The organism is Chitinophaga hostae (genome assembly GCF_018224885.1).
In the GTDB taxonomy this organism is placed as follows: Bacteria; Bacteroidota; Bacteroidia; order Chitinophagales; family Chitinophagaceae; genus Chitinophaga; species Chitinophaga hostae.
Window position 1 is genome coordinate 69,048 of sequence record NZ_JAGTXB010000004.1, and the last position, 17,706, is coordinate 86,753.

General features: G+C 46.3%; 14 protein-coding genes. 10 read left to right on the forward strand and 4 right to left on the reverse strand.

Annotated features, from left to right (window positions below; genetic code table 11):
• The first annotated feature begins 27 nt into the window (after positions 1 to 27).
• From KE626_RS09965 to KE626_RS09980, 4 genes are read left to right on the forward strand one after another with little or no spacing between them, the layout of a single operon-like run.
• Positions 28 to 954, forward strand: coding sequence for an ABC transporter ATP-binding protein (locus KE626_RS09965; RefSeq protein WP_211972739.1), 927 nt, complete (start codon positions 28 to 30; stop codon positions 952 to 954).
• Positions 955 to 963: 9 nt separating this feature from the next.
• Positions 964 to 3,297, forward strand: coding sequence for an ABC transporter permease subunit (locus tag KE626_RS09970; protein ID WP_211972740.1), 2,334 nt, complete (start codon positions 964 to 966; stop codon positions 3,295 to 3,297).
• Positions 3,298 to 3,307: 10 nt separating this feature from the next.
• A complete protein-coding gene (locus tag KE626_RS09975; RefSeq protein WP_211972741.1) occupies positions 3,308 to 4,657 on the forward strand; it encodes a MutS-related protein in 1,350 nt (449 codons plus the stop codon).
• Positions 4,654 to 5,970: a MutS-related protein gene (locus KE626_RS09980; protein WP_211972742.1), complete on the forward strand. Its 1,317-nt coding sequence runs from the start codon at positions 4,654 to 4,656 to the stop codon at positions 5,968 to 5,970. The genes KE626_RS09975 and KE626_RS09980 overlap by 4 nt, the downstream gene beginning before the upstream one ends.
• A 101-nt stretch (positions 5,971 to 6,071) precedes the next feature.
• On the opposite strand, the gene KE626_RS09985 is transcribed toward KE626_RS09980, so the two are convergent.
• Positions 6,072 to 6,536, reverse strand: a complete 465-nt coding sequence (locus KE626_RS09985) for a pyrophosphohydrolase domain-containing protein (RefSeq protein ID WP_211972743.1) — start codon at positions 6,534 to 6,536, stop codon at positions 6,072 to 6,074.
• 484 nt (positions 6,537 to 7,020) lie between these two features.
• On the opposite strand from KE626_RS09985, the gene KE626_RS09990 reads away from it, so the two are divergent.
• The 4 genes from KE626_RS09990 to KE626_RS10005 all read left to right on the forward strand — a co-directional run bounded on the left by KE626_RS09990 (position 7,021) and on the right by KE626_RS10005 (position 13,009).
• Positions 7,021 to 9,990, forward strand: coding sequence for a SusC/RagA family TonB-linked outer membrane protein (locus tag KE626_RS09990; protein WP_211972744.1), 2,970 nt, complete (start codon positions 7,021 to 7,023; stop codon positions 9,988 to 9,990).
• A gap of 27 nt (positions 9,991 to 10,017) precedes the next feature.
• Positions 10,018 to 11,667 (forward strand): RagB/SusD family nutrient uptake outer membrane protein, encoded by a 1,650-nt coding sequence (locus tag KE626_RS09995; RefSeq protein ID WP_211972745.1) that lies wholly within the window; start codon positions 10,018 to 10,020, stop codon positions 11,665 to 11,667.
• A gap of 108 nt (positions 11,668 to 11,775) precedes the next feature.
• Positions 11,776 to 12,357, forward strand: coding sequence for a Crp/Fnr family transcriptional regulator (locus KE626_RS10000; protein WP_211972746.1), 582 nt, complete (start codon positions 11,776 to 11,778; stop codon positions 12,355 to 12,357).
• Positions 12,358 to 12,460: 103 nt separating this feature from the next.
• Positions 12,461 to 13,009, forward strand: a complete 549-nt coding sequence (locus tag KE626_RS10005; RefSeq protein ID WP_211972747.1) for a cysteine hydrolase family protein — start codon at positions 12,461 to 12,463, stop codon at positions 13,007 to 13,009.
• Positions 13,010 to 13,074: 65 nt separating this feature from the next.
• On the opposite strand, the gene KE626_RS10010 is transcribed toward KE626_RS10005, so the two are convergent.
• Together KE626_RS10010 and KE626_RS10015 are read right to left on the reverse strand one after the other, a co-directional pair.
• Entirely contained in the window at positions 13,075 to 13,800 is a 726-nt protein-coding gene (locus KE626_RS10010; protein WP_211972748.1) for a LytR/AlgR family response regulator transcription factor, read from the reverse strand.
• Positions 13,797 to 14,876 (reverse strand): sensor histidine kinase, encoded by a 1,080-nt coding sequence (locus KE626_RS10015; RefSeq protein WP_211972749.1) that lies wholly within the window; start codon positions 14,874 to 14,876, stop codon positions 13,797 to 13,799. The genes KE626_RS10010 and KE626_RS10015 overlap by 4 nt, the downstream gene beginning before the upstream one ends.
• 253 nt (positions 14,877 to 15,129) lie before the next feature.
• On the opposite strand from KE626_RS10015, the gene KE626_RS10020 reads away from it, so the two are divergent.
• Together KE626_RS10020 and KE626_RS10025 are read left to right on the forward strand one after the other, a co-directional pair.
• The gene (locus tag KE626_RS10020; protein WP_211972750.1) at positions 15,130 to 16,155 is read left to right on the forward strand and encodes a DUF6268 family outer membrane beta-barrel protein; all 1,026 of its coding nucleotides are present in this window, start codon (positions 15,130 to 15,132) and stop codon (positions 16,153 to 16,155) included.
• Between the two features lie 8 nt (positions 16,156 to 16,163).
• Positions 16,164 to 16,397 (forward strand): hypothetical protein, encoded by a 234-nt coding sequence (locus tag KE626_RS10025; RefSeq protein WP_211972751.1) that lies wholly within the window; start codon positions 16,164 to 16,166, stop codon positions 16,395 to 16,397.
• Between the two features lie 7 nt (positions 16,398 to 16,404).
• On the opposite strand, the gene KE626_RS10030 is transcribed toward KE626_RS10025, so the two are convergent.
• A complete protein-coding gene (locus KE626_RS10030; protein WP_211972752.1) occupies positions 16,405 to 17,697 on the reverse strand; it encodes an EndoS/ChiA family endoglycosidase in 1,293 nt (430 codons plus the stop codon).
• Between the last annotated feature and the right edge of the window lie 9 nt (positions 17,698 to 17,706).

Genomic DNA, 17,706 nt, shown 5'->3' on the forward strand with positions numbered 1-17,706 from the left:
GCGCCTGTTTATTTTTGAAAATGTATTATGAGCAGTATACTAAAAATTGACCGCCTTTCTCACAGGTATGGCGCTTCCTGGGCCATACGTGATATCAATATGGAAATAAACCAGACAGGAGTAGTGGGATTGCTTGGCTCTAATGGCGCTGGTAAATCAACCACTATGAATATCATGTGCGGGGTATTAAATCAAACAGAAGGGCATGTATATATTGATGGCGTGGATGTGCGTGAACATCCGGAACAGGCTAAAAAGAACATCGGGTTTCTGCCACAGAATCCCCCGGTATACACAGATCTTACGGTAGATGAATACCTCACGTACACCGCGGAGCTCCGGCTGATTGAAAAATCGGTCAGGCAGAAGGCCGTAGCGGAAGCAAAAGAGCGTTGTGGTATTTCGCACTTTAGTTCCCGTTTGATTGGTAATCTTTCCGGTGGCTACCGGCAGCGTGTGGGTATTGCCCAGGCGATCATTCATAAGCCCAAACTGGTAGTGATGGACGAGCCTACCAATGGACTTGATCCTAACCAGTTGATCGAAGTGAGAAAACTGATCCGGGAAATTGCGAAAGAACATACGGTACTCCTGTCTTCGCACGTGCTGTCGGAAGTACATCTCTTATGCCGCGAAGTGGTGATGATAGAAGGAGGGCGTATGATTTTCTCCGACTCTATGGACGCTTTCAATAATTATGTACAGCCGCACAGTGTGCTGCTCCGGATGGAGAACCCGCCACCGGAGGCCGAACTGAAGGCCATTGCAGGGGTTACCCGGGTGGAGCTGCTGAGCGACCGTCAGATCCGCATCTATTTTGATGGCAGCCGCGACATCACGGAGCGTATCATTGCCAGCAGTGTACAAAATGGATGGCGTTTGCAGGAAATCGCACTCGACAAAAGCCTGCTCGACGATATTTTCAAGCAACTTTCAAATCAATCGCACCAATAACTTATATACATGAAGATGATATTTAAAATTGCGAAAACGGAACTGAGGAACCTGTTTTATTCGCCGGTGGCCTGGTTTTTAACAGTCGCATTTATGGTGCAGTGCGGGGTTTATTATTGCGCACCCTTGGTTACTTCTGCCAGGTGGCAGGATATAACCATGAAGAGTATGCCTAAATTTAAGGACTGGGGTTCATCATTAACTGTTCAGTTATTTTTGGCAGGGGATAGTATTTTCAAGAATGCATTGGAGAACCTGTACCTGTTTATCCCGCTGCTGACCATGGGACTGATCAGCCGCGAGGTGAACAATGGTACTATTAAGTTATTGTATTCTTCCCCGGTAAAAACCAGGGAAATAGTATTGGGAAAATACCTCGCTATCATGTTGTACAACATGTTGCTGGTATCGGTGATTGGCATTTTTATGCTACTGGGCATTTTCCAGATCCAGCACGCCGACTATGGCCTGTTATTATCTGCCTTGCTGGGCTTTTACCTGCTGGTATGTACCTATACTGCGATTGGATTGTTTATGAGCAGCCTGACCAACTACCAGATAGTAGCGGCTATTGGCAGCTTTATAGTGATCCTGATATTGAGCCGTATCGGTGGCTTATGGCAGAAGTATGATGTTGTGAGAGACCTTACCTATTTTCTTTCCATCTCCGGCCGTACCGTGAAAATGTTGAAGGGGCTGATTACTTCTAAAGATGTTATTTATTTCCTGCTGGTCATTTTCATGTTTATTTCTTTTACGCTGATTAAGCTGAAATCGGGTCGTGAATCAAAATCATGGTTGGTGAGTGCATCGAAGTATGCAGGTGTAGTAGTTCTTGTGCTAAGCGTTGGTTATTTCAGTTCCCGCCCGGCATATATCGCGTATTGGGACACCACGGCGGGTGATTATAATACCCTGCATCCGAATGTGCAGAAGGTGATAAAAGAGATGGGACCCGGAAAGCTGGAAGTGACGCTGTACACCAATTTGCTTGGCGGCGGTGCTCCTAAAGGGTTTCCTCAGGGCAGGAACGACTATTTGACGAGTGTGTGGGAGCGTTATCAACGTTTCAAACCGGATATTGAATTTAAGTATGTATACTACTACGATACAGATGATAAAGACAGTATGGTATACAAAACCATGCCGGGAAAAAGCTTGCCGGAAATCGCGCAACAGGTAGCAAATGGCTTTGATCAGCCTTTATCTTTATTTAAGCCACCGGCTGAAATACGGAAAATGATTGACCTGCAGCCGGAAAATTACCGGGTGGTAATGGAGTTGAAGTATAACGGGCAGCGGACGTTCCTCCGTACTTTCGATGACGCTACTTTTTGGCCGGAAGACGAGCATATAGCCGCTGCATTAAAAAGAGTGATGCAGGCTAAATTACCAAGAATCACTTTCCTGACGGGGCACCTTGAACGGGATATTTATAAAAAGGGAGAACGGGATTACCAGTTACTGGTGTATGCAAAAGATTACCGTCAGTCGTTGATGAACCTGGGATTTGATTCAGACACGCTTTCTGCCGGGAGGGAAATACCTACAGATATCTCCATGCTGGTACTGGCCGATCCGAAAACGGCGCTGGATCAGTCCAGCCGGGACAGGATCAGTGAGTATGTCAATAAGGGAGGCAATATGATGATATTGGGTGAACCTGGTAAACAACAGGTACTGAACCCGGTTTTGCAACCGATGGGAACACAGCTGGAAGATGGTAAACTGGTGGAAGTAACCGGGTATGAAATGCCCGATATGATAAAACCTATGTTGACGCCTGGTATGGCTGAAATGGCCAGGGATGGCGTGTCCAAAGCGTTTTACAGTAAAATGGCGGATGGCGATACGTTGCTGACGGTAGACATGTCCGGAACAGCGTCTGTTGCAGCTGCCGATACCAGTGGGTTTACATCCAAGGTATTGCTGGCCACCAGGCCCGGAAAGGATTGGTTAAAGAAAGGCGCCCTGGTAGCTGATTCTGCGGCCCCGGTGTTCAATGCGCTGGAGGGTGATACGAGGAGGCCGTCTTACGCTACAGCGATGGCGCTTTCACGTAAGGTGGGCAACAAAGAGCAACGTATTATTGTTTGCGGGGACGCCGACTTTATGAGTACAATCCGTCAGAAAACCAGCCTTACTTTTGTTTGCCGGGAAATGTTCTGCTGGCTCAATTACGAAGCCTTTCCAATCTATGGACCATTGGCTATGCCGGAAGATGGCTTGCTCCGCACCTCCTATGCGGGCGCCAATACCACTTATATACTGTTTGTATGGGTGCTGCCGGCCCTGATTGCCTTAGTAGGAACCATATTACTGATCCGTCGTAAAAGACAATAAAAAGGAAAATATGATCTTGCATACAGACGAGCAAACAATTGATGATCTCCGGATATTTGGTAAGCGGGATGTCGCAGGTATCTATGATATCTATAATCATACCCATACCCGGGGGGGAGAAAAGATACTGGAGGAAATGTTTCGTCATCCGCTTTCCGATAAAGACCAGATCAACCAGCGGAGCAGTATCATCGGGCATTTTGCCCGTTTAAATACCCCATTTCCTTTTGAAGCGCCATTATTTGATATGGCCGAAAAGTATTTGTCGCACGGTGACGCACATACGCAACACCCCGGTGCACAGTATGTGCTCAGTGAAAAAGATATCAGCAACGGGGTAAGTGCGGTGATAACATTGTTACAACAAACCCGGCAACTTATTCAGGGCAGCGCTATTACCGCCATTGCTGCCTATGCACCGGAGCGGGCGGCCATTGAATTGTTGCTGGCCGCTTCCGCGCTGGAGCCTGCGTTGAATGAAAAACAAAAGAACAAGTTGTCTTATGGCGCCATTACTGCCTACGACCAGCTTTTCAGGATCCGGGAGCGTCATAAAATCACGCAGCTGCTGGGATACCTTTATTATCTCGATGTATATTTATCGGTAGCAAAAGTAGCAACAGACAAGCATTTGATATTTCCAAACGCATTGGACAAAGGCCCCTGCCAGCTGAAACTGGAAGGCGTATATCATCCGGCGTTGGCCAATCCTGTGGGTAATAACGTGACCATGACGGTTAGCCGCAACGTGATTTTCCTCACCGGCGCCAATATGGCGGGGAAATCTACTTTCCTGCGCGCTATGAGTACCGCGTTATATATTGCGCATATGGGATTCCCGGTGGCGGCAAAGGCTATGGAATTTACCGTATTGGATGGCATCTATACTACTATTAATCTTCCTGATAACCTGGGTATCGGCGCCAGCCATTTTTATGCAGAAGTATTGCGTGTGAAAAAAATGGCTGCAGAACTGAAGAGTGGTAAATCCCTGCTGGTAATATTCGATGAGCTTTTCCGCGGTACCAACGTAAAGGATGCGCACGAAGCAACAGTAGCCGTTACCGCAGCTTTTGCCAGGAAGAAAAACAGCATGTTTGTGATCTCGTCGCACATCGTAGAAGCGGGAGAGGACCTGCAGCAGGAACCTGGGATAGGTTTCCTGTACCTGCCCACCCGCATGAAAGGACATGTACCGGAATATACTTATACACTGGAAGAAGGAATTACAGACGACCGCCATGGTATGCTGATTATTCGTAACGAAGGTATACTGGACATATTGAAAAACGGCCGTAAGCCTGGTAACGTGGCAGAAGTAAAAAACAACATTGCTAAAAAACAGATACAACAACCATGAGCTTTAGTATAGACAGGCAAACAATGGATGAACTGAACCTGTTGGGCAAGTACCGCAACGGTTCTGTATATCATTTGTTCAACCAGGTAAAAACACGTGGTGGCGAGCGGTTATTAGACGAGATGTTCCTGCATCCGCTGGAGAAGGCTGCTGCCATCAATGAAAGAAGCAGCACCTTCCGCTACTTCCAGGAGCTGGGAATGAGTTTTCCTTTTGACGTAGCCCAGGTGACGATGGTAAGAGAGTACCTGGATACCAGTACCGGAAAAAGTGCGGCGGTGATGCTGGGAGATATTTTTGTGAAGAAGCTGCTTTCCGGCTTAACCCGTGATGAACGTTATCGTAAAATTGTACAGGGTTTACAGGCAGCCATTGTTATCCTGAAAAAATGTTATGCTGTGCTGGAAGGAATGGCGGCAGATCCCGGGCCTTTTGCCGGCCGGGTAGCAGCATTGCGGCAGGTATTATCCGATAAGGGATTGGAGCGCCTGCTGAACACGGATATTTATCAGGCCTTACCGGTTAAAATGCTGGCGCAGTATGACCACCTGTTGAAAGGCCGTTTTAGTAAAGAGATGGAGGATATCCTCACATTTATTTATGAGCTGGATGTAAATATTGCCGTGAGTAATGTGGCCCGTTCCAGGGGCTTTACCTATGCCCAGGCGCTGGCGCCGGAAAAAAATACATTTGCCGTAGCAGGCCTCGGTCACCCCTGTATTGAAAAGGCGGTGGGTAACGATGTATCCCTGCACGGGCATAATAACGTACTTTTTCTCACAGGGGCAAATATGGCGGGTAAATCCACGCTGATGAAATCCATCGGTATCGGGATGTACCTGGCGCATATGGGCTTCCCTGTTGCCGCAGAGCGGATGCAGTTTTCCGTGCGTGAAGGACTTTATTCTTCCATCAACGTGTCGGACAATATTCATCTTGGTTACAGCCATTTTTACGGAGAGGTAGTCCGCGTGAAGCAGGCAGCCCTGGCTGCAGCTACCGGAAAACGCCTGCTGCTCATGTTTGATGAACTGTTTAAAGGAACCAACGTAAAAGACGCCTATGATGGCACGCTGGCGGTAACCGCGGCGTTTGCAGCATATACTGATTGCCTGTTTATTGTTTCCACCCATATCATTGAAGTGGGTGAGGCGCTGCGGAAATACGACAATATTCAGTTTGCCTTTTTGCCTACGGTGATGGAGGGATCCCGTCCGCGATATACTTACAAGTTAGCGGAAGGAATCACAGAAGACCGGCAGGGCATGATGATCATCCGGAATGAAGGCATCCTGGAAATGATCGGGGACTAACCAACACTTAGCTCCGGTCGCCATTCAGTATTTATTCCTTTACCGGAAGGATAAATGCTGAATGGCATTTTTATTTTAGCGTGGCTGCTGCTACCATCTTCTTACAACAACTGATTTAACCCCGCTGCCGAGTAGTTCACTGACTTCAGTGTTTTATTGTCTGACTTCCGGTACACCAGGTACAGATCCTCCACCTTAGTATAGTAGCACTCAGTGTTTTCGTTTTTGCTATAATGCTCGATTGTTTTTTCTGCTTCTTCGAGCGATTTACAAGCCTTACTCATATTAGACCTGTGTACCTCGTTGAAGAGGGTACTGAATTTTTCGCCCAGTCCGAATTCCAGTATGGCGCCGGACAATACATATTGCAGGTCGCAAAGAGCGTCTGCTACTTCCACCAGGTTGTTCCCGGCGATAGCTTCTTTCAGTTCATTCAGTTCTTCCTGGATCAGGGATACTCTCAAGTCACATCTTTGCTGGCTGGGAATGGTAGGTGATGGTTCAATTGGATGTTTGAATGTACTATGAAATTCAGCAACGCTGTTCAGCGCCTTTACGTCTTCCATGATCAAGTAAGATTTAATTATACACGAATGCCCGAAAGTAAGCATTATTTTGGACAGGGGGCAGTGGACCCGGTTAACCCTCGAAAGATAACTTTGTATCCTTTTTTTTATATATTTAATGTATATTAATTGCGGCTGGTTCAGCAACTTTTGCCCGGAACTCCTGAAGACTCGATCCACGATTATCTGAAAACCACTACTAAATGAAGTAGTAAGCAACCAAAATCGAATGTAACAATCTGATAACATGATCTGCTATTAATTCAATAACAACAGTTTTAGTTTTACGGCCTGATTTGCTTTTAGGATCTGCCATGAACTTATTTTAAAACACCACTTTAACGAATGCTTATGCCGTTGGCTCTAGGCTAGCCCATCTTTTAATCAACAGCAACGACCAATTATCACTATTTAAACAAACAAGTCACTTAAAGATTGCTTTATGAAAAAAATCTATTACTGTAGGTTTTCATTACAATTTCCTGTGAAACTACTGACAGCTATCCCATGCTGGATAGTATGCCTGTGCTTTGCCTGTTTACCGGCGCTGGCACAGGACAAGTTCAGGGTTCAGGGCAGGATTACAGACGACAAAAATCAACCCCTCCCGGGTGTAAGTATTTCTGAGGCAGGCACACGTAATGGCGTAGTGTCGGACGTGGAAGGAAACTATCGTTTAGAGATCAGCAATGGTAACGGTACCCTGCATATTGCCTTTGTAGGATACGAGAGCAAGGATGTTGTTGTAAACGGCGCGCATAGCCTCAATGTATCGTTGGCGGCGCAGCTCAAACAACTCAATGATGTGGTGATTACCGGTTATGGTAAAACCAGTAAAAAGAATGTGATCGGCGCCATCAGTTCTGTGGCTTCAGGGGAGTTTACGCAGGGGGTAATTGCCTCTCCTTCCATGTTGCTGCAGGGTAAGGTGCCTGGTTTAACGATCACCAAAAGCGGAAACCCTAACCAGAATCCCAGCGTAATACTGAGAGGACCCTCTACTTTACGCAGTGGCGCCCAGGAACCATTTTACGTGATCGACGGTGTGCCGGGCGCACCTATCGATATGGTAGCACCCGATGATATCGCGAGCATCGACGTTCTCAAAGATGGCGCTTCTACCGCTATCTATGGCGCCAGGGCTGCCAATGGTGTAATCATGGTGACTACCCGCCGGCCCAAAGTAGACCAGTTGCGCATAGCTTATAACGCTTATTTCGGTATCGAAAAAGTATCCAAACGGCTCGAAGTGCTTACCGGTGATGAGTTGCGTAAATACCTCGCAGATAACGGTCAGGTACTGGCAGCAGCTAATAACGATGTATATCCCGGCACTACCACGCCGGTAAATACCGATTGGCAAAAGGAAGTACAACGTGATGCCGTTTCCCATAATCATAACCTGTCACTCATGGGCGGATCAAAAAATACCACCTATGGCTTCAGTGTCAACTACCTCAACAACCCCGGTATCATCGTGGGTTCATCGCTGAAGAGAATGGGGATCCGTGCTAACATTGATCAGCGCGCGTTTGACGACCGTCTGCGGCTGGGAGTGAATATTTTCAACTCGTCTACCACACAAAACAATGTGCCCGATGCAGTATTTGGAAATATGCTCAACTACCTGCCTACCGTATTGGTGAAGCGCGCCGACGGCAGTTATACGGAAGACTATGCCGGTAATGTCCGTGGCAGTAACAACCCCGTATCACTCATCGACAACAACAGCGATGAAACCAAGATCAATAAGTTCCTGGGTAATGGTCTTGCAGAAGTAAAAATACTCCCTGGTCTTACCTATACGCTGAGTCTTTCCACCCAGCGTGAGCAGGTAACAAGAAATGTGTATAACAACAGCTTGTCCGTACTTGCGAAAGGGCTTAATGGTAAGGCTAACCGCCTGGCCTGGACTAACGCGCGCAATATCATTGAGTCTTATTTTAACTATGATAAAACCGTTGGCAAACACAATTTTAAAGTATTGGCCGGTTACTCCTGGCAGGAAGACCACAACGGCGACGGCTTTGGCGTAACCACACAGGGCTTTGGCAGCGACGCCCTTTCCTGGAATAATCTCAGCCTGAGCAACCCGCCTCCCGGCACCGTGGTATTCGATAACTCCGCTACCAGTACGCTCACCACCCTGCGTTTGATCTCTTACTATGGCAGGATCAATTACCAGTATGCCGATAAATACTATTTACAGGCATCGTTGCGTAATGATGGTTCTTCTGCTTTTGGTAAAAACAACCGTTGGGGTTATTTCCCGGCAGTATCAGTGGGATGGCGTATCAGCCAGGAATCATTCATGAAAACGACCGACTTCTTTGATGATCTGAAACTGAGGGTAAGTTATGGTGTTTCCGGTAACTCGCTGGGCTTTGATCCGCTGGCGGCGCAGCTGCAATACAGCAACACAGGCCGTTATTATGACAACGGTAACCTGATCAATGCCATTGCCCCGGTGCAGAACCCTAACCCGGACCTGAAGTGGGAACGCACCGGCATGTTCAATGCAGGTATCGACTTTGCTATCTTTAAAGGAAGGCTGAGCGGCGCCATAGACTACTACGATAAACAAACATCAGATCTTATCTGGAACTACCCGGTATCTACCACCCAATACATTACCACCACCCTGTTGGCGAATGTGGGTAAAGTAAGTAACAAAGGGGTGGAAGTAGTGTTGAATGCTGAACCGGTAAGTACCAAAAACTTTAACTGGAAAACTTCTGCCAACGTATCACACAATACCAACAGCATCAGCGCGCTGTCCAGCGGACGGTTTACGCTGAAGGACATTCCTACTGCTATCCTGGGTGGTAAAGGGCAGTCCGGTAACTGGAGTCAGAAAATCCTGGAAGGACAACCCATTGGTACATTTACCCTGTTCCATTACCTGGGGAAAGATAAAGACGGCGTGTCTACCTATCAGAAAGCAGACGGCACTGTTACCACTTCTCCCAGCATCGGTGACCTGATGCAGGCAGGTAACGCGCAGCCCAGTATTACCTATGGATGGAGTAATACCTTCACCTATAAGGGTTTTGACCTGAATATCTTTATCCGCGGGGTATCCGGCAACAAGATACTCAACGCCACTACTGCTGCGCTGAATACGCCAACAGATGCTAAAATGACCAACATCCTGAAATTTACGACGGGCGAATCCTATAACGATAAGAACTCTTTCCTGATCTCCGACCGGTTCCTGGAAAATGGTTCTTACCTGCGTTTGGATAACCTGACGTTGGGGTACACTTTCAACATCAAAAATACGTATATCAGCAAACTGCGTGTATATGGTAACGTTAACAACGTGTTTATCATCACCAACTATACAGGTATAGACCCTGAAATTGATCTTGGTGGCCTTACGCCGGGTATCGATGCCAGGAACTATTATCCTAAAACCCGGTCATTCATCTTTGGTCTGAATGCTATTTTCTAATCAACCTGATTGTTTAAAAATAAAGATATGAGCTATAAAAAAGTCCTTGGCATTTTCCTGCTTGCCGTAACGGGGTTTACCGCCTGTAGCAAGCTGGATGTAGATGTGGAGTCAAAATATACGCCTTCCAACTTTCCTTCCAACAGTGCTTCTTATGCTGCTGCTATTGGCGCGGTATATTCACAGCTGGCCAATACCAAATCAGGTGATGCTACCTATTGGATGAATGGTACCGGTTTTAGCTATGGAGTGGACTATTGGATGTTACAGGAGTTTTCTACCGATGAGGCGATTATCCCGGCTCGCGATGGTAACTACGATGATGGCGGTAAATACCGTTTTATGCACCTGCATACCTGGGGCAGCAGTCACCCGTACGTGATCAGCGCCTGGCAATGGGGATTTGGGGGCATCAATATTGCCAACAATGCCATTAACCTGGTAAACGGATTACCTGCCGGAGACTATAAAACCACTTCTCTTGCGGAGCTGAAAACCATGCGTTCGTTGTTCAGTTTTTTTATGATGGACCTGTATGGCAACATTCCTGTGCTGGATACCTTCCCGGTAAACACTCCACCGGCTACGAAGCAGCGTAAGGAAGTATTTGCCTTTATCGAAAGCACATTGAAATCGGCATTGCCTAATTTAACCACCAAAGTGGATGGTAGTACCTATGGACGTGCTACCAAATGGCTGGCCTTTGCGTTGCTGGAAAAAATGTATCTCAATGCGGAGTATTATACCGGCACGCCGCGTTATACTGATGCCGTAGCGATGGCAGATAGTATTCTCACGAATGCGCCTTATTCACTGGATGCTGATTATACCTCGATCTTCAAGCCGGATAACGGTCCGCAGATCAAGGAAACCATCTTTGCCATTCCTTATGATGCCAACCTGATCCCCGGTTGTCACTTTACCCGTTTCTGTTTGCACCCTTTTCTGAAGGAGCGCTTTGACCTGCCTGCTGCATTTGGTCCCAGCGTGGCGCTGAGCACTATTCCTGACTTCTACGCTTATTTTAACCAGCCGAACGACGTTCGTAACAATACCTGGTTATCCGGTAAGCAGTATAATAAGGATAACAGCAAGAATATCGTTCACACCACTACCAAAACGCTGGATGCTTCTTCAACCGGTGCAGATACACCGATCGACTGGTGGGTGGAAATTTTTCCTGAGTTAACGCTGAAAGCCGGTGGTGAGGCCAAACTGGATGTAGGAAACGACCTGAAAGGACAACTGAAAGGTGTACGTTCCATCAAATTCTATCCTGACAAAAATGTTAACACCGCCACCCGTTTCCAGAATACCGATCTTCCGGTATTCCGTTTGGCAGATGTGATCATGATGAAGGCAGAAGCCATTCTCCGTGGCGCTACTCCTACGGTGGTAAAAGGAGAACTGCAAACTGCTGATGTGCTGGTAAACAAGATCCGCAGTCGTGCAGGTACTACGCCGGTGGCAGGTATTACGCTGCCAATGATCCTGGAAGAGCGCGCCCGCGAATTTGCCTGGGAGGCCTGGAGAAGAAATGACCTGATCCGCTTTGGTAAATTTGAAGGTAAATGGGGTTTCAAACCGGCAGATAATGATGTTTTCCGTCGTGTGTTCCCTATTCCTGCAATAGAGCTGGCGCTGAACCCGAACCTGGTGCCTAACCCGGGATACTAAGGGACCGCCTGTAAAAATAAACAATCTACAAGCCGCATTGATCGCAGGGTCAATGCGGCTTTTTTTGTGGCGATTGTGTACCTTTCAGCACGGATTCAAATTAAAGCAATGAATGGGCAGGCATTAATTCTTCAAAACGTTAGTAAGTATATTTCCATTTCTGATGAAGAAAAGGCCGGCTTTCTTTCGCTGCTGCAACCGAGGGATTATCACCGCAAAGAATTCCTGCAGCGGGAGGGCAACCACTGCAACAGTTTTACCTTCATCACGCAGGGATGTGTAAAAAGTTACCTGCTGGATCAGAAAGGAGACGAGCATATATTGACGATAGCCCCGGCAGATTGGTGGGTGGTGGACTATATGAGCTTTGTTTTTGAAACGCCGGGAAGTCTTTTTATTGAGGCGATTGAAAATACCAGCACGCTGATACTCACCAAAGAAAAACGAACGGAGCTGTTCAGAAAAATTCCCCTGTTTGAGCAGTACTTCAGGATCCTTACGGAAAGGGCTTTTGCGGTAAGCCAACAACGTGTCACAGATATTTTAAGTCTTAGTGCAGCCGAAAGGTTTGAAAAGTTTCAGCAACGCTACGCGCATATCGCAGCATCGCTCACCCATCAGCAGATCGCCTCTTTCATAGGTGTTACGCCTGCCTTTTTCAGCCGGATGCTGAAAGCAAAACGCAAATAACCCGGATGATCTTATTTAACATTCCGATTGACCTAGGTCAATCGGAATACCTGGTATTCTGACAACCTTTGTGTAAATCAATTTTTTAGTTAAACAAAAGCTCATGAAAAAACAGGCGTTAGTTATTATCGATGTGCAGCATGATTATTTCAAAGGCGGCAGGATGGAGCTGGTGAACCCGGAAGCGGCGGCAGCGAATATCAGCAAGGTATTGGAACAGAGCAGGCGGGAAGGAATCCCCGTGATTTACATACAACATATTGCTATGGATCCGGGTGCCGGGTTCCTGGTGGTTAACACGCCGGGCATAGAGATTAACGCCGCAGTGGCTCCCATTGCAGGGGAACAGGTGATTGTAAAACAATATCCCAATAGCTTCCGGGAAACAGCACTGCACGCATACCTGCAAGAGAAAGGCATCACCCACCTGGTGATCACCGGCATGATGACGCATGTATGCGTGGATGCCACTACCAGGGCTGCAAAGGACCTGGGATATAGTTGTACCGTGATTTCCGATGCCTGTGCCACCAGGGCGCTGGAGGCAGATGGAGAAACAGTGGAAGCTTCACAGGTGCAGCAGGCATTCATGGGATCGCTGGCGTTTTATTATGCGGATGTTCAAACGGCGGAGCGTTTTCTGGGAAATTGAAAAAATGTTTATTTGTTGAGTGATGCCGGCTAACCAGCATCACTCAATCATCATATGCATACTGCTTATTCTTCCGGGTTAAGTGAACCACCTGAAAAGATCGAGAAGAAATCTTTTTTATACACTTCCCCCAATGGGATTTCAAAATCGCCAAGAAAGATGGTGCGGTGGTCAAATGAATCGATATACTTCGTATTCACCACATAAGATTTGCTGACCCGGAGAAAAAGATGCTGCGGAAGCTTCTGGTGAACGGTTTTTAAATTCATAGCGGTGATGAGTTTCTGGTTACCCACATACATCACCACATAGTCTTTTAACCCTTCTATAAACCTGATGTCGGCGAAGTTGATCCGGTGAAATTTCCGCTCGGATTTAACCAGGAGAAAGTCGACTGTATTGGATTCAACGATGCTTTTTTCCGTATCATCAGACAACAGCTTCCGGTATACTTCTGCTTTATTGATCGCTTTTTCCAGCCGTGTTTTTTCTATGGGCTTAAGCAGGTAGTCGATAGCGTCGAGCTCATAGCTCTTTAACGCGTACTGCGGGTAGGCGGTGGTGAAAATGGTAAGGGTTTGCCTGGGCAGTTGCGCGGCAAACTGCAAGCCTGTTACCATTGGCATTTCAATATCGAGGAAAATAAGGTCTACCTCATTCTCCTTTAAAAACTCAAGGGCGGTGGGGGCATTGGAGAATTTTCCCAATATCTCCAACCGGGATACTTCTTTGATCAGTGTGTGCATTTGTTCTCTGGCCAATGGCTCATCATCTACAATAATACAGTTCATAAGGGAATTGTTAAGGTCACATTATATTCATTTTCTCCGGAGTTAATTGAAAGAACGTAGTTGTCGCGATACAGCAGCTCAAGCCGTCTTTTTATGTTTGCTAATCCCAGGCCACTGTTTTTTCCATTAGAAGGTGTATATGCGGGGTCTGTTGAATTAATGCAAACGAAGTAAAGCCTGTTATCGGTAATGGTGATGCTGATCCTGATATATGCTGCTTCCCCGCTTATATTCACACTGTGTTTAACGGCATTTTCAACAAAGGTAGTGAAAAGGTTGGGCGGCAAAAAAATCCGGTTGAGGAGGGATGCGTCGGTGTCACTTTCGATGCTTACCGTGAGGTTGTCTCTTCTGAGCTTTTCCAGGTCAAGAAAATTCGATAGGAAATTTATTTCGGATCGCAATGGTGTTTTTGCCTCGTTGTTTTCATAAAGCTGGTAGCGGAGGAATTCAGATAGTTTCATGATGACCATATCTGCTTTCCCCGGATCGCTGTGTACCAATGCCTTGATGCCATTGAGCATGTTAAAGAGAAAATGAGGGTTGATCTGGTTCTTTAGTTCATTCAGTTCCATGGTCAGCGTGATGTTGCGCAGCTCCGCCATTCTTTCATTGTCCCGCATCCATCGCTGGAACAGCTTTATCATGGTGGTAACCAGGATGATGGGGGTTAACATGATCATTCCCTCGTAAATGCCCATATCATTCCCGGTTCTATGCTGGCGCAAAATTATCTGTCCGTGTGTAAAGAGTCCATTTAGTAAAATAGACATGAGTACTATAAATATTGCTACCCATAAAAACAGGAGCAGCAGGTAACGTACGTAATGTCCCTTGAAGAAAAACCGGGGCACCAGCACATTGATGTTGATATAACACATGGCTATTAAAGAAACATACACGCATATCAGCCTGTAATACCTGTAGGCTCCTGTGTATTGCAATATCTCACTGGAAAAGGAAATAACGATAAGGGTTCCGAATATTAATATGATATGACGCCATAGTTTGTAACGATCGTCAACGATCAGCCTTATCATCTTCGTTTCCTTTAACTCAGGATAATCGTGTTTCATGATATTCCAACAATGCTTGAGTCCCGGACAAAGATAAAACGATATCTCCGATGGCTGCCGGAAATTATACAAACACCCGCTTTTGTTATACCAAATACCGGCTCAGAAACTTTGGTATAAAATGTAGCCGGGTTTGTATAAAAAGGAAAATTGGCCATGGTATTATCTTTTCCTTTGCGAGGTACATTAATAAATGCCTAAGGATTTGTTAAAGAGCGGTCGGGGCTGCCCGGGACTATAATTAAAATTATATATGGATATCATAAAAAAAGTAGCATCATTAGCAGCAGGTTTATTGATCTTGTCATTGACCTGTTTTTCACAACGCAGCGATAGTATACACCGGAGTGCAAAGGATAGTATAAATATTCCTAAGCGGGTAGTGGTTTATGCGGCCGACAAATTTGCCATAGCACGCCCTTTCAATATTGAATTTACCCATGTAGCACCGTATAATTTTTCCTCGGAAAAAGGAGGGAAATTGCTGCCGGAAAGTAAGGTCAACAGTTTCTCGCAGGTAAAAGTGAGTGCCAATATCAATTTTATAAAAAAGAAAAACTGGCTTTTGGGGGCTACAGCCGGTTACAGGTATACCAATACGGAAGCGGATATCACCATACCCGTTTCCGGAGGTGTTAAGGTGCTGGATGGAGATTTTCATTATTTTTTTTCATCGGTGAATTTCTCTTATTTCTCCACGTTGTTTAATAAACGGGTGATTTATTCTTCCAGTATCCTGTTGGATGGAAGTGATAAACATGTAGAAAGGGTGAAAGGTATGGTGACCGGAACCCTGATATTAAAAGCCAATCAACGTACGAAAATGACTGCCGGGCTACTTTTCAATATTGACCCGAGTGTACAAAGCCCTTTCATGCCGACTTTCTCCTATGAGCATAAATTTAGCAATGGATGGATGGCGGATATTAATCTCCCCAAAAGTATCTATCTCAGAAAAAATGTGTTGACCAACGGCAGGGTATCGCTGGGGGCGGAGCTGGACAGAACCTCATTTTATTTGTATGATATAGATGGTACTCCTCAAAGGTATGAATACAGGCAGGTAGACATTAGTTCCGGGTTGACTTATGAGCATCTCATCGCAAAATATTTTGTGCTGACTGCAAAAACGGGGATGAGGATAACGCCTTCAGGCAGAGTATTTCGGAAGGAAGATTCATTCGGATCACCGGTATTTCAGACTACTCCTGACCCGGCTTTTTATGTCAATGCAGGGATATCATTTAATCCTTTTTCTCTTATAGGAAAGAAAAAATAATCTGTCTTATGAATATGATAAGTGTTTTCAAAACAGATGTACGATCGGAAGAAGGAGCCAAAGAGGTCATCCATGATCTTCTGCAGATATATCCGTTCCTGGAAATAACTTTTGATTTGGAAGATGAAGATAATATCATGCGGGTGGAAGGGATTTTCTTTAAGACAGCTGACGTGATCAGCTGTCTTAAAGAAAATGGATATTGTGGTGTTTTTCTGCCAATGGATTTTGGCGTTTTGTAACCCGCTATTACTGGATTTTTACCGAGCTTATTTTGTCATTCGCGGTAGGAGAGAGACCTCCAAACCAGCTGTTGTCGGCGGTAAGCGTCCAGGATGTGCCCGAAAAGTTATCATCTGCATACATGATCACTGTCCAGCCGGAAGGAATTTTTACGGAAGATGCCCAGTCATTCACAACACCTTTTGCCTGCAGCTGCGATAAGGTATAATTGCCTTTTGCGAGCAGCTGGGAGGCTGCGCCTCCATAGTTGGAGTCCTGGTAAAACACCACACCGGTTGATCCGCCGCTGCCGCCGCCAGGATTCATGATCTGTATCAGTTGCCTGCTGACGATGTAAGTAGGCGCATAGGCGGTATTGTCAGTAGAAGAAGTCAACGGCGCATCGCGGTCTATTGCATAGCTGAATACGCCGCCTTTCTTACCTGTGGAGGGTTCCCAACGGGCATAGTCATAGGCCCGGCCGGTGCCGTTTACAGGATAGGTTACATCGTACCATACATTTGAGGGATATCCTCTTTCTTCATAGAAGGAAAAGCCGGGAATAAATTGTGATGACCGGATATAAGGAGAAAAGGTATTCCAGGTGGATTGTAATGTACTGGCGCCGCGTCCATAGGCCTGCAGCCATACATAGTCGACCATGGTATATACTTTCTGGAAAAGACTGTTGCTGCCACTTTGATTGGTATCGAAAGTAAGCAGTTTCCCTGTGCCGGATTTAGGCCCCAGGTACCTGGAAAGTGCTTTGTATACCCCCGCCATATCTGTGAGCGTTTGACCGCTGGGCGTGCTTTCTATATCAATATCATAACCATCAAAGCCATATTTATTTACCACACTGTCCATGATATGTTTGGCTGTCAACGCATAACCCACGGAGTCATGTGTGGCGCCTGCAACGAGGTCCAGTCCTCCTGTGAGAATTACTTTGGTGCCTTTGGTATGTAATGAACTGATCCAGCCCGGCACCTGGCTTGCTACCGGCGAGCTGGGTGAAAAACAGAAGAGTATCAATATATCCAGGCTATCTGGTACCTGGGAGAAATTAGTGTTAAATGGAGCCGGACCGTAACAGGGTCCTTCCAGGCGATAAAACGCCGCATAGATTTCATGAGGGCGACTCTTATAGGCGATCAGGCTATCCAGTGACGCGTTAAGCGCCGTTGAATTAGCGCCTGTAGCCAGGGTGGCATTACCTGTCAAGGTTTCCGGGGAACGAAATTCTTTGGTGCAGCTGACGCCTGTTATCAGCATGATCAAAGCGGTTAACAATCTGAGTGATAAAAAATTGTGTTTCATTTGGATGGA

Excerpts from the sequence above, each read along its gene's own strand:
- KE626_RS09965 (WP_211972739.1), top strand. The coding sequence starts at position 28 with ATGAGCAGTATACTAAAAATTGACCGCCTTTCTCACAGGTATGGCGCT.
- KE626_RS09970 (WP_211972740.1), top strand. The coding sequence starts at position 964 with ATGAAGATGATATTTAAAATTGCGAAAACGGAACTGAGGAACCTGTTT.
- KE626_RS09975 (WP_211972741.1), top strand. The coding sequence starts at position 3,308 with ATGATCTTGCATACAGACGAGCAAACAATTGATGATCTCCGGATATTT.
- KE626_RS09980 (WP_211972742.1), top strand. The coding sequence starts at position 4,654 with ATGAGCTTTAGTATAGACAGGCAAACAATGGATGAACTGAACCTGTTG.
- KE626_RS09985 (WP_211972743.1), bottom strand. The coding sequence starts at position 6,536 with ATGGAAGACGTAAAGGCGCTGAACAGCGTTGCTGAATTTCATAGTACA.
- KE626_RS09995 (WP_211972745.1), top strand. The coding sequence starts at position 10,018 with ATGAGCTATAAAAAAGTCCTTGGCATTTTCCTGCTTGCCGTAACGGGG.
- KE626_RS10000 (WP_211972746.1), top strand. The coding sequence starts at position 11,776 with ATGAATGGGCAGGCATTAATTCTTCAAAACGTTAGTAAGTATATTTCC.
- KE626_RS10005 (WP_211972747.1), top strand. The coding sequence starts at position 12,461 with ATGAAAAAACAGGCGTTAGTTATTATCGATGTGCAGCATGATTATTTC.
- KE626_RS10010 (WP_211972748.1), bottom strand. The coding sequence starts at position 13,800 with ATGAACTGTATTATTGTAGATGATGAGCCATTGGCCAGAGAACAAATG.
- KE626_RS10015 (WP_211972749.1), bottom strand. The coding sequence starts at position 14,876 with ATGAAACACGATTATCCTGAGTTAAAGGAAACGAAGATGATAAGGCTG.
- KE626_RS10020 (WP_211972750.1), top strand. The coding sequence starts at position 15,130 with ATGGATATCATAAAAAAAGTAGCATCATTAGCAGCAGGTTTATTGATC.
- KE626_RS10025 (WP_211972751.1), top strand. The coding sequence starts at position 16,164 with ATGAATATGATAAGTGTTTTCAAAACAGATGTACGATCGGAAGAAGGA.
- KE626_RS10030 (WP_211972752.1), bottom strand. The coding sequence starts at position 17,697 with ATGAAACACAATTTTTTATCACTCAGATTGTTAACCGCTTTGATCATG.